Annotated in this window: 9 protein-coding genes, 2 pseudogenes, 1 CRISPR repeat array and 1 riboswitch; of the genes and pseudogenes, 2 read left to right on the plus strand and 9 right to left on the minus strand. The window is 48.8% G+C overall.

Features of this window, described 5'->3' with window-relative positions:
• The 6 genes and pseudogenes from DI44_RS19315 to DI44_RS19755 all read right to left on the minus strand — a co-directional run.
• Positions 1-203: pseudogene (locus tag DI44_RS19315) on the minus strand (amidohydrolase); the annotation flags it as partial.
• Positions 204-335: 132 nt separating this feature from the next.
• Positions 336-901: a CRISPR direct-repeat array (repeat unit 30 nt; unit sequence GTTTCAATCCCTCATAGGTACGATAAAAAC).
• Between the two features lie 372 nt (positions 902-1,273).
• On the minus strand, positions 1,274-2,398 hold the full coding sequence (kdpDN, locus tag DI44_RS00845) for a KdpD-like non-kinase potassium sensor (RefSeq protein WP_011232715.1): 1,125 nt from the start codon (positions 2,396-2,398) through the stop codon (positions 1,274-1,276).
• Positions 2,388-2,966, minus strand: coding sequence for a potassium-transporting ATPase subunit KdpC (gene kdpC / locus DI44_RS00840; protein ID WP_011232716.1), 579 nt, complete (start codon positions 2,964-2,966; stop codon positions 2,388-2,390). The genes kdpDN and kdpC overlap by 11 nt, the downstream gene beginning before the upstream one ends.
• A gap of 18 nt (positions 2,967-2,984) precedes the next feature.
• Positions 2,985-5,018, minus strand: coding sequence for a potassium-transporting ATPase subunit KdpB (gene kdpB, locus DI44_RS00835; RefSeq protein ID WP_011232717.1), 2,034 nt, complete (start codon positions 5,016-5,018; stop codon positions 2,985-2,987).
• A 15-nt stretch (positions 5,019-5,033) separates the two neighbouring features.
• A complete protein-coding gene (gene kdpA, locus DI44_RS00830; RefSeq protein WP_011232718.1) occupies positions 5,034-6,716 on the minus strand; it encodes a potassium-transporting ATPase subunit KdpA in 1,683 nt (560 codons plus the stop codon).
• 436 nt (positions 6,717-7,152) lie between these two features.
• A riboswitch (cyclic di-AMP (ydaO/yuaA leader) is annotated at positions 7,153-7,311 on the minus strand.
• Positions 7,312-7,468: 157 nt separating this feature from the next.
• On the minus strand, positions 7,469-7,615 hold the full coding sequence (locus DI44_RS19755; RefSeq protein ID WP_223812674.1) for a hypothetical protein: 147 nt from the start codon (positions 7,613-7,615) through the stop codon (positions 7,469-7,471).
• On the opposite strand from DI44_RS19755, the gene DI44_RS19535 reads away from it, so the two are divergent.
• Both DI44_RS19535 and DI44_RS18450 read left to right on the plus strand, forming a co-directional pair.
• Positions 7,553-7,705, plus strand: a complete 153-nt coding sequence (locus tag DI44_RS19535; protein ID WP_223812699.1) for a hypothetical protein — start codon at positions 7,553-7,555, stop codon at positions 7,703-7,705. The two genes, DI44_RS19755 and DI44_RS19535, sit on opposite strands and share 63 nt — an antisense overlap.
• A 244-nt stretch (positions 7,706-7,949) precedes the next feature.
• A pseudogene (locus tag DI44_RS18450) lies at positions 7,950-8,145 on the plus strand (tryptophan 2,3-dioxygenase family protein); the annotation flags it as partial.
• A 323-nt stretch (positions 8,146-8,468) separates the two neighbouring features.
• On the opposite strand, the gene DI44_RS00820 reads toward DI44_RS18450, so the two are convergent.
• The 3 genes from DI44_RS00820 to DI44_RS00810 form a co-directional block, all read right to left on the minus strand.
• Complete coding sequence (locus DI44_RS00820; protein WP_033026498.1) at positions 8,469-9,653, minus strand: M20 family metallopeptidase; 1,185 nt, start codon at positions 9,651-9,653, stop codon at positions 8,469-8,471.
• Positions 9,654-9,686: 33 nt separating this feature from the next.
• Complete coding sequence (locus DI44_RS00815; RefSeq protein WP_033026504.1) at positions 9,687-10,916, minus strand: hydantoinase/carbamoylase family amidase; 1,230 nt, start codon at positions 10,914-10,916, stop codon at positions 9,687-9,689.
• Positions 10,917-11,072: 156 nt separating this feature from the next.
• Entirely contained in the window at positions 11,073-12,371 is a 1,299-nt protein-coding gene (locus DI44_RS00810) for a hypothetical protein (protein ID WP_025039106.1), read from the minus strand.
• Positions 12,372-12,397: the final 26 nt, after the last annotated feature.

Here is a 12,397-nt window from a genome sequence, read left to right on the forward strand (position 1 = left end):
CTCGTTTTCGTCGGCCGCGACAACTCAAGATGGCCGAATGATTGCAGCGTCTCGTACACAAATTGCGCCGTTTTCTCTTCCTGGAACGACAATTCGGGATGGACATAAAGCGGCTGTATAACAATAAAAAACTCCTGCCTAAAACAAACGGCAGAAGCGGATCGCCGGTATCGCACAGACATAGCCCGCGAATGCTGATTCATCTCTTTCAGTCATCTTCGCCAACTCTTAACCTCTCTCCACCGCACAGATTTAAACCTATGTGCGCTCCATGGAGTTGCTTACGGTGTGATGAAAAGCGTTTATTGCGACGATCGTTCGCACAAAACACGAAGGTTTCAATCTCTCACAGGTACGATAAAAACTCAAATGTCCGGAATGTGGGTCATCAATGAGCGGATAGTTTCAATCCCTCATAGGTACGATAAAAACAAACAAGTTGAAAATTACTCAAGAGCTTTCAAATGCAGCGTTTCAATCCCTCATAGGTACGATAAAAACAAACAAGTTGAAAATTACTCAAGAGCTTTCAAATGTAGCGTTTCAATCCCTCATAGGTACGATAAAAACGGAAGCCAGCCAATCGCCAAGACAGCGAGAGAATAGTTTCAATCCCTCATAGGTACGATAAAAACCGACCGATGACTTTTTAGACAGACTGTGGGGTTGAGTTTCAATCCCTCATAGGTACGATAAAAACGCTGCCCGAGCTGCGATTGCCAATTGTGTTTCTTGGCGTTTCAATCCCTCATAGGTACGATAAAAACCAATCTTACGTTTAGGGTCTAACGTGTCGTGGCCAAGTTTCAATCCCTCATAGGTACGATAAAAACGAATAAATCGGTTTCATTCCGGCTGACCGGCGTTCCGTGTTTCAATCCCTCATAGGTACGATAAAAACCCCAGAAAGCACTTGATATATCAATCTTTTTGCTCCAAAGTTATTTTCAGAATACCATAATCCAAAAATTCTGTCAATCGTGTTCATGTACGATGGCTGTAGGCTTGAAGTGTGTAAAAAGATTGTCGTCGATCCCCCGGGGTTTTTGCACGATTGGAGGTCGACGACAATGCTATGCACAGCGTGCACTTTGAATTTCCTCTCGTCTCGTGCGCTGCTTAGCCGCTTAAGTCCGTCAACAGCCTGTACGCAATGCACATTGATTTTATCATACGTTTTGGCTGGCGCCAGCCGACATTCATCTTCCGCTTATTGCTTGAATTGCGAACGGGAGTCTTCTTTTGGAACTATGATCAAAGATGCCCCTCTTCTCTATCTGTCAGATACAACAAGCACATCAACATGTTTAAGTTGCTGCATAATTACATTAATGAGCGATCCTTTCCATATTTCCTCCCATCTCGTCCGAGCAGACATCCCCATCACAATCTGGGTGATTTTATATTCTCGACATACATCCACGATTTGATGGGCAACACGGCGCGAGGCAGCCTCTCGAACGAGAAAAGTGGCGCCAAATTGCTTAGCCATTTTCTCCCATTCTGCTATCGTCCTTTCTGGCGATTGTCTTTTCTGCTTAATGTGCAAAATGTATAACTCGGCGTTTAATCGTTGAGCGATCCGCCATCCACGTCGAATCAATTTTTCAGCGTTTGGCCGATAGTTGACACACACTAGAATTTTTTCATGAATGCCGGTCGGTTCTTCAATTCCCTGTTCTTCTCTCTCTTTCTCCAAACGCATCTCAATATCATCGGCCACTTCTCTTAACGTCAACTCCCGCAAGGCAACGAGATTGCCCTTGCGAAAAAAATGATTGAGCGCCTGATCAATTTTTTCTTTCCCATATACTTTCCCTTCTTTAATGCGCTCGCGCAACGCTTCCGGCGTGATATCAATCACTTCGATTTCATCGGCTTCCCTAAGCATAAAATCTGGCACGCGTTCATTCACTTGGACCCCTGTTACTTGCTCAACGATATCATGAACACTTTCTAGATGTTGAATATTCATTGCCGTCCAAACATGAATTCCCGCCTGCAAAATTTCTTGTACATCCTGATAGCGCTTTTTGTTTTTACTGCCCGGGGCGTTGGTATGGGCCAATTCGTCCACAATCACCACATCCGGGTTGCGTCGAATCACCGCGTCGACATCCAATTCCGCAAATTCTTTTCCTTTATAATGGATTTTCTTGCGAGGAATGATTTCCAAGTCTTTGATTTCTGCCTCTGTCTCAGCCCGTCCGTGTGTTTCAACAATTCCGATGACGATATCGATCCCTTTTTCTCTCACATCGTGAGCATCCCTCAACATATGAAATGTTTTCCCGACACCAGGGGCCGCCCCAATATAAATTTTGAGGCGGCCTTTCTTCATATTTTCGATTTTCTTCAATATCTCTTCCGGAGTCATTCGTCTATATTTATGATTCATTCCGTTTGGAACGCTCCTCCACTAATTTTTGAACAGCCATATTTAAGCGCACAACGTTGACCCGCGGTTCACCAAAAACGCCCATCGCTCTTCCTTCAATGTGCTGCTTGACCAAACGGGTCAATTGTTGCTCCGATAATCCCGTTGCCTTTGCTACCATCGGCACTTGGAACAATGCGGCAGCCGGGCTAATATGAGGGTCGAGTCCAGATCCTGAATTGGTGATTAAATCGATAGGGATATCTTTTTTCGTCTTTCCAGGAACTTTTTTCAACCATTGCTCTGCATCTTTCTCCATCCGTTCCATCATTTCTTTGCTGGAAGGCCCATAATTTGGTGAACCTGATGCACTTGCATCATATTGAATCGACGAAGGGCGGCCGTGAAAATAGGAGTCCCCCTGAAATGATTGTCCAATCAATTCCGAACCGATGGCTCTTCCCTTCTCATAAATAATGCTTCCTTTCGCTTGATGAGGAAATAACAACTGGGCAAGGCCCGTCATCGCTGCCGGATACCCGAGCCCAAGCAAAACGATCATGAGCAAAGCAAGGCGAATATTTCTCATGCCAAATCCTCCTCTCTTTTACATAAACAGGCCTAGGGCAAGATCAATGACCTTTATGCCAATGAATGGAGCAATGACTCCTCCGCCTCCATAAATCAACATATTTCTACGCAAAAGTTTTTCCGATGACATCGGTTGATAGCGCACCCCTCTCATCGCCAACGGAATCAACAGAGGGATGATCACCGCATTGAAAATTAACGCGGATAAAATGGCGCTCGCTGGCGAATGCAGATGCAAAATATCGATCGATTTCATCTGCGGAATGCTGGCCACAAACACAGCCGGCAAAATAGCAAAATATTTGGCAATATCATTGGCAATGCTAAATGTGGTCAATGCCCCCCGGGTCATCAGCAGTTGCTTCCCGATGGATATCACTTCAATAATTTTCGTCGGATCGGAGTCTAAATCAATCATATTCGCCGCTTCTTTTGCCGCCATCGTACCGCTATTCATGGCCAATCCGACATCCGCCTGCGCCAAAGCCGGCGCGTCATTCGTACCATCCCCCGTCATAGCAACCAAATTCCCTTTCGCTTGTTCTTCCCGAATAACACGAATCTTGTCTTCCGGCTTGCTTTCCGCAATAAACTCATCCACTCCTGCCTCGTTGGCAATCGTTGCAGCGGTCAGTGGGTTGTCTCCTGTGCACATGATCGTTTTGATCCCCATTTTTCTCAATTCATCAAATCGTTGGCGCATTCCCGGTTTTACGGTATCTTTCAAATAGATGATGCCCACGATGTCTGCTCCAACGGAGACAGCCAACGGCGTGCCCCCCTGTTTAGCGATTTGTTCGCTTTTTTCTTTCAAATCGCTTGGAATGCGGCCGCCCAGCTGTTTGACATGACGGGAAATGGCATCCACCGCTCCCTTGCGATACGGAATGCCTTGAACGTTCATGCCGCTCATTCTTGTCTCGGCAGTAAACGGGACAAACTCCTCGTGTTCATACTCAGCAACATCTGCTTTCCATCCTTGCTGTTTCGCCAATTCAAGAACAGAACGCCCCTCAGGTGTCTCATCCTTAATCGAAGACAAAACGGCTGCTTCCCGTACTTGCTCCTCTGTAGTCCCGCCAACAGGAATAAACTGGGCGGCCATTCGATTTCCAAACGTAATCGTTCCCGTCTTATCAAGCACGATAGTTGTAACGTCCCCTGCCGCTTCCACCGCTTTTCCGGACATCGCCAACACGTTGAATTGTGTCAAGCGGTTCATCCCGGCGATTCCAATGGCCGATAATAAGCCGCCAATGGTCGTCGGAATCAAACAAACAAGCAAGATGATCAAGGTTGTTATCGACAAATGGATGCCGACATAACGGGCAATCGGAACTAATGTGACAACGACAATCAAAAAGATGAGCGTGAGAGTCACAAGCAAAATGTTCAGCGCCAACTCGTTCGGCGTTTTTTGCCTCGTTGCTCCTTCAACAAGAGAGATCATTTTATCCAAAAAAGACTCGCCGGGGTCGGCTGTGATTTTTACTTTAATCCAATCGCTGACGACTTTTGTGCCGCCTGTCACCGAACTGAAATCTCCCCCTGCCTCCTTAATAACAGGGGCGGATTCCCCAGTAATGGCCGATTCATCAATGGACGCCAACCCTTCTATGATTTCGCCGTCACCTGGAATGAGATCACCGGCTTCGACGAGAACAATATCCCCTTTTCGCAACTGTGTGGACGCAACCAGTTCTATTTCCCCTTTTGCGCTGATCCGCTTGGCGATCGTATCCGCTTTCGTTTTCTTGAGCGATTCCGCTTGTGCCTTTCCTCGTCCTTCCGCCAAAGCCTCAGCAAAATTAGCGAATAAAATCGTGAGCAAAAGAATGACGAATACCGCTAATTCATATTTCCAATCCTCTATTCTAAAAAAGCGAGGAAACAAAAGCATAAGCAACACGATCAATGTTCCAATCTCGACGACAAACATTACTGGGTTGCGCATCATCACAAGAGGATTTAACTTTTTGACGCTCTCTATTGCCGCTTGCCGCACAAGCTCTGGCTGAAACAGTGATTGGCGATTGTCATTCCCTCTCATCTCGACGTTTCCTCCTTAGCGAATGGTTAAATATTCCGCCACCGGACCCAGGATCAGAACAGGGAAAAAGGTAAGTGCTCCGATAATGAACACTGTCCCAAATAAAATGACGCCGAATGTGGCTGTATCGGTACGGAATGTTCCAATGGTTTCGGGCACTGGCTGTTTTCCGACCAAAGACCCAGCGACCGCAAGCATCGCAATAATGGAAACATATCTCCCCAAAAGCATGACAACACCAGTCGAAATGTTCCAAAATGCCGTATTATCCTTCAATCCCTCAAATCCTGACCCATTGTTCGCCGCCGAAGATGTATATTCATACACCACTTGCGAAATGCCGTGGAAGCCAGGATTGCTGATTGCCTCGGTCCCCATGTGCGTCATTAACGCTATGGCTGACGGCGCCAAAATAATGAGAGGATGAAGCAACAACGCGATGACGATCAGCTTCATTTCCTTTGGCTCGATCTTGCGCCCTAAAAATTCAGGTGTACGCCCGACCATCAAGCCTGATAAAAAAACGGCAATCATCGCATACATCATGATGTTCACAAACCCTACCCCATCGCCGCCAAACACGTTATTTAACATCATTAATGCCAGCGGAACGAGCCCCCCAATCGGAGTCAAACTATCGTGCATATTGTTGACTGACCCGGTTGTGGCCGCTGTCGTGATCGCCGTAAATAAACTGGACAGCGGAATGCCGAAACGTACTTCCTTGCCTTCCATATTTCCTTGGTCAGCTGCAAATCCTGATTTGCCCACAAGGGGATTCCCAGATTGTTCCGCATTGTACACAACCCCAAGCATCATGACGAACAAAACGAACATTGTCGCAAACAATACCCACCCCTGTTTGCGATTTTTTACAGCATGACCATACGTAAAAGGCAGAGCCGCTGGAATGCACCACATCGATAACATCTCGATTACGTTCGTAAACGGATGAGGATTTTCAAACGGATGAGACGAGTTCGCTCCGAAAAATCCCCCTCCGTTTGTCCCGAGGTGTTTGATGGACTCAAGCGAAGCGACAGGTCCCAGCGCTAACGTTTGTGTGCCTCCCTCTAATGTTGATACAGCCATGCGGGCCAAGAAGGTTTGCGGAACCCCAAAGGCCACTAACAAGATCGTTACGATGACAGATAGCGGGAGCAATACACGCACATTCGCGCGCACAAAATCTTGATAAAAATTCCCTATCGTTTTTCCTTTTTTAGACAACGCGCGAATTAAAGCAGTAGCAACAGTCAGTCCCGTGGCGGCTGACGTGAACATCATCATCGTCACAAATAACATCTGTGATAAAATGGATAATCCAGATTCTCCGCTATAATGCTGCAGGTTTGTATTTGTCATAAAACTAACCACAGTGTTAAACGTAAGAGTCGGCTCCATATTTTCCACTTTGGCCCCATTAAGCGGCAAATAATGTTGAATACGCAAAAGCCCATAGGATATACCTAACAATGCCGCATTCACGATCAACAATGCTGTACAATACGACTTCCAAGTCATCTCTTCTAGTGAGCGAATACCTGATAATCGATAAATCACCGCTTCAATGGGCGAAAAGAAACGATCGATCTTTCCTTTTTCAAAGAAAGCCACATATAAATATTTTCCCAATGGCACCGCGATAACGATCAACAACAAGAAAATAAGTGTATATTGCGAAAAGACATGCCACATGTTTCTTCCCCCTCACGCGTGATCACTCATATTCCAATTCATAACTGAATTTATCTGACCGTCAGTTCAAAATTTTTCCGGGTAAATAAGTGCGTATACGAGATAGCAAAATACCCCCAATATCACCATCCCTACTATCCAGATCATTGTTCTTCTCCTCCATTCACCACGGAATCACACCAAACAGAAAATTCATAAAAGAGAATAAAGCTCACGACAAGCAAAACAACCATCATCACATCCCACATCAGTGATCCCTCCGCCTTTTGTCATCTTTCCGCTTAAAGTTCGGAAACATTGACTTATACATACACGAAGATTTCCCAACAAACCAAATTTATTATTTTTTACATAAATTACATATTTTTATAAAAAAGAACAAAAAAAGACAGCCAGAGGGTATCTGGCTGCCTATGTCAAGCCATAGGAAATACCCCCCTTCTCTCAACACGCTTACGAGGTTAGCTGACGGATTCGGGTGATGAGAGTCACCCTACCCGTTCAGAACAGGCGTCCTGAACAGGATTCACCCCATGTGGCGCACAAAGCCACGGTTGGTTCCCCCGCTCCTATTCGGATTCAGCGATCTTTAGGGAATGAATGGTTATTTAATTTGAGGCTCATTATACTCTTGGTCCACCATACCGTCAAACAGCTAAAATTAGCTATTTTTTTGAAAATAAACGGAAAAATCATCAAGAAAGCGTTTTACATTTATTTTTTCATAAGCTAACTAATTTATTCTTTATTTTTCATCTATTTTCAAGCACCCGAGTTCGACAGTGACTAGGCAAACAAAATGCCTCTCGACCCTCGATGCAATAAGAGACGGAGCATTGGGTGTTTATGAGTTGAAAATATCCGATCCATCCCATGATGTATTGATTTACTCGCTGGATGTGCTCCTGCATGGAGAGGATCTAGTTGGGATTCGTCAGTTGTCGAATCCGCTGTTTCAGGCGTTGGACGACATGGGTTACATCGTGTAAAACAATTTGGGGTGCCTTGGTTAATTTTCTTATCGATTGCATATGCCATTTAAAAAGGTTCATGCAATGCACCTTGCAGCAAACTATTCCGCGCAGTCAAACACAACAGCGGCCAATGCTGACCGATCATCGTAAACGTAGCGTGATCCATCTACTAATTGGAAAAAGGGGTCGAACAACATGACGAACTTTCAAGATCACTCCGCCTTCTTTTCTTCTTCCGTTGTTTTCAAAGTCGAACAACATGACGAACTTTCAAGATCCATTCGGACTGGAGGAAGGGATTCACACGGATTTTCAAGAGGACATTCGTATGCAGGCTGCCTTCAGCTTGATAAAATTTTGTCAAGCCAGCGGCGACTGTCCGATTCATCATGATGAAATGCTATTTATCATTTATTCACCAAACAAGCGAACTTTGGATGAAGCTCATGTTACATTAAATGAAAAGTTGCGATTCAATGCACGTTAGACAACCATAAAGCATGTAAGAAGGCACGGATGCATTCCATGCCTTCTTTGCTTTCCCCGTCCATTGATAAGCACGATGTCCAATCGCCAACTTTTCCTCCTATATCGCCCGCTTTCCTTCTTTCACCGTAACTGGGCCAAACGGAATCCAACTCACCACAACGTTGATGCTGTCACTAAAATCATCGACCCTGGCACCATGGCAGTGAGCAACCCAGCGGCGCCAATCAATCCCGCCACCCAAGGATCAAACGTTTGAACTGACAATCTTGGATATGTCAAGCGAAAACAGCTATTCCGCCCCCGCCAACAGTTTCAACGTCGCCGCGACAAACATTTGCACGCCAATCTCAAGCGCGTCTTCGTCAATCGTAAAGCGCGGGTGGTGGTGCGGGTAAACGATGCCTTTTTCTACATTGCCCGCGCCGACGTAGAAAAAGCTGCCGGGCGCTTTTTGCAAAAAGGCGGAGAAATCTTCGCCGCCCATGTTCGGTTTCAAGCGGGCCACTGCCTCTTCGCCGAACAGCTCGCACGCCGTTTCCTCCATGACGCGGGTCACTTCATCGTAGTTGATGACCGGGCGGTAGCCGTAGTCAAATCGAAACTCATACGAGGCGCCGTGCGCTTCGGTGATCCCTTTGACAATGCGCTCCATCCATTGCGGCACCGTGCGCCGCAGCGTCTCATCGAACGTGCGCACTGTCCCTTGGATTTCGACCTCCCCAGGCAGGACATTATGCGCCGTACCCGCCACAAATTGCGTCACGGACAGAACAAGCGGCTCGAGCGGGTCGACATAGCGCGAGACAATGTGCTGCAAGTTCGTCACGACTTGCGCTCCGATGGCGATCGCATCGATCGTTTGGTGCGGCATCGCCCCGTGGCCGCCTTTGCCGATGATGCGGATGAAAAAGCGGTCGGGTGCGGCCATCATCGGCCCATACACAATGCCGATTTTTCCGCGCTCGAGCGGCGACCAAAGGTGAGTGCCGATGACGACGTCCACCCCGTCCATGACGCCGGCTTGCACCATCTCCTCCGCCCCGCCGGGGAACAATTCTTCCGCGTGTTGGAACAAAAAGCGGATTTCACCGCGAATGTCATCGCGCAGCTGGGAGAAAATTTTCGCCGTCCCGAGAAGCATCGCCGTATGGCCGTCATGTCCGCACGCATGCATCACGCCTGGGTTTTTTGAGGCAAACTCAAACGTGTTTTCCTCTTGAATCGGCAATGCGTCCATATCAGCGCGAATGGCGACGACCCGGCCTGGCTGTTGGCCAATGAGCCGCGCCATGACGCTCGTTTTCGTCGGCCGCGAAAGTTCAAGATGACCGAATGATTGCAGCGTCTCATAGACAAACTGCGCTGTTTTCTCTTCTTGGAACGACAATTCCGGATGGGCATGCAAATGACGGCGCCAGGCGATGACGTCCGTTTTCACTTCATCGACGAGTCGTTTGATTTCTTCACTTGTCATCCATGGTCTCCCCCTGTTCGTTTGTCTTTTTCGTTATTCCCCTTGGGCCAGTTGCCACACTGTATGATAAAGCACCTCTGCTCCAGCGGCGCAGTCTTCTTTAGTACTCCATTCCGCCGGACTATGACTCACTCCGTCTTGGGAGCGGACAAAAATCATCCCGATTGGGCAAATCGGAGCCAACTGTACGCTGTCATGGGCTGCGCCGCTCGGCAGCCAAAACGACGGGTAGCCAAGCTTTTGGCACGCCGCCTCCGCCGCGCGCTTCACCTCATCGGAACATAGCACCGGCGGCATTTCTTGCAGCCGCTCGGTCGTGACGCGGACGTTCCGCTCCTTGGCGATCGTCTCTGCCCGCACGGCTATGGCTTTCCATACTTGATCGCGCACCTCAGCCTTCAAGTCGCGCAAATCGAGCACAAATTCGACCCGTTCCGGAATGACATTAATACCGCCCGGATATACATGCAACTGTCCTACAGTACCGACCGTTGTCCCTGTTCGTCTTGCTTCCTCTTCGATCACTATGATGATCTGGGCGGCCGCCGCCATCGGGTCGCGCCGCAATGACATCGGCGTGGCGCCGGCATGTTCCGCCTTTCCTTCGATGGTAAATTTCACCCAAATCAGACCGGCGATGCCAGTGACGATGCCAACTGGAAGTCCTGTCTCCTCAAGCACCCGTCCTTGTTCGATATGCAATTCGACATAGGCTTTCACCGTTCCTGGTTTTCGCGCTGCCTGCGGCAAGCGGTCCGGGTCAAGCCCCGCCTGTTTCATCGCTTCAGCGAGGGAAATCCCTTCCGCGTCGCGGCACTCGAGCGCTTCCGGCGGCAGTGTTCCGGCCATGGCGCGGCTGCCGATCATGCCGAAACGAAAGCGCGCTCCCTCTTCGTCAGTGAACGCCACTACTTCAATTGGGTGGTGCGTCACAACACCGTGCTCGTTCATCGTCTGAACGACTTCCACGCCGGCCAACACCCCGAGCGGTCCATCAAAGCAGCCGCCGTTGTAAACCGAATCGAGATGAGATCCAACAAGGACGACCGTGGCATCCGGATTCGTCCCTTCTTTCCGTCCGATCAAGTTGCCAGCCGCGTCTTCATATACGAAAAGCCCGGCTTCGCGCATGTAGGAAGCGACGAGATCTTTGGCCCGCCGCTCTTCAGCAGTGAACGAGAGGCGCGTGACGCCGCCGCTTGGTTGCTTGCCGACCTCCCCTAGTTCCATGAGCCGTTGCCAAAGACGTTCCCCTTGAATCAAGCTATCCTCCCCTCACGCCAATTACGGATAATTTTCGGATATGTCCTTAATTATAATGGAAACAGATGAAATTTTCAAATAATACAAATAATACAAACGCCTTCAAGACAACAAAAAACTTCTGCCTGTCGCTAAAGGCAGAAGCTGATCGAGCAATTATAAGAAAATGCGGTATACTTTGCGCGGACGCCCGCGCGGATACGGGTTTGTTTCCCCGGCCACTTCGGCAAGGCCCACGGTCTCCAATTGGTTTAAAATCCGGCGGGCGCTGCGCGGCACAATCCCCATGTAAGAGGCCAACTCATGCGCTTCGATCTCGTTGGTTCCTCGTTTTTGCAATATTGCTTTCAATTTGCAGAGCGTCGCGGCGCTTAATCCCGTCCGCTCCGCCAGCTGCCGCAGTTCTCCGCCGCCGAGCGAATAGCGGAGGTGCACACTTTTTCCTAACGGACCCGAGATCGTTCCGTCATCAAACACCACCATCCACGCACCCCGTCCGCTTTGTTTCGCATGCAAAAACGCCTTCCCAGCCTGAATTTCGGCCTCATACGCCGTTCGGCCGATGCCGATTCCGCACGCGATGACCTCGCTGTACAAGAGCTCCGTCTCCTCCGCCGAGGGGACCGTTTTATAGCCATCGGTGATCTCTTTTAATGCGCCCCTTGTCGTAAAAATGACATAGCGGCCCGGCCCGGCGCTTTTCAGCGACCCTTGGACTTTTTTTGCATACCGTAGCAATTTTTCCGTTGTCTTCATCTCCAGACGATATATGTCATCGGTCGAAAATGTCTCTGGGGAGGCCGCCTGCATCGCATCGACTTCAATCATTTGCACGGCGATTTGCGCATCTTGCACCTGCAGCATCTGTCCGGTGCGAATGATGGTTTGGATGACCGCTTCCACCGCCGAGCGGGCAGGCAATACCCGATACACCGGCATTCCGAGTTTCTCCAGTTCGAGATGGGCTGTCCGCAAACAGGTGACCGCTGCTTCCGTTTTCCCTTGTTTCCAAAGGGTGTAATGATAGTCGGACAGTTCCTGGGCCGAAATGCCTCCCTCGTAATGCTTGACGTATGGAATCGGCTCCTCGATGCCCGCCTCTTCGAGCAGCCGTTCGATTTCGCGGCGCTCGTACGTGTCAAAACTAAGCCGGCTGACCGGAATCTGCTCCGTATAGTGCGCCTGCAGCAGTGTGCGGTACAAGCTGGCACCAATATGTGGCACATAAAACAGCGGCGCATCGACCTCACTGGACTGCTTGACGATCGAATACGGCACTTGTCCGGAAAACAGCCACATATCAACTTCTGACGCGAGCGGGCGGATCAAATCGATCACTTCACTTTCATCCCAATACACAACGGGAACGCAAACAAGCTCTTTGTACTCTTGCGCCACCGCCTGAATAATTGACAGCGAATCGTCCGCACCAAACAGACCTAAGCGAATGCGGATGATACATCCCTCCCTCTAGAAATGTT

Source organism: Geobacillus sp. CAMR5420 (assembly GCF_000691465.1).
Lineage (GTDB): Bacteria > Bacillota > Bacilli > Bacillales > Anoxybacillaceae > Geobacillus > Geobacillus thermoleovorans.

Coding starts and splice junctions, on each gene's coding strand:
- kdpA (WP_011232718.1), bottom strand. CDS start 6,716: ATGTGGCATGTCTTTTCGCAATATACACTTATTTTCTTGTTGTTGATC.
- kdpC (WP_011232716.1), bottom strand. CDS start 2,966: ATGAGAAATATTCGCCTTGCTTTGCTCATGATCGTTTTGCTTGGGCTC.
- kdpDN (WP_011232715.1), bottom strand. CDS start 2,398: ATGAATCATAAATATAGACGAATGACTCCGGAAGAGATATTGAAGAAA.
- kdpB (WP_011232717.1), bottom strand. CDS start 5,018: ATGAGAGGGAATGACAATCGCCAATCACTGTTTCAGCCAGAGCTTGTG.
- DI44_RS00820 (WP_033026498.1), bottom strand. CDS start 9,653: ATGACAAGTGAAGAAATCAAACGACTCGTCGATGAAGTGAAAACGGAC.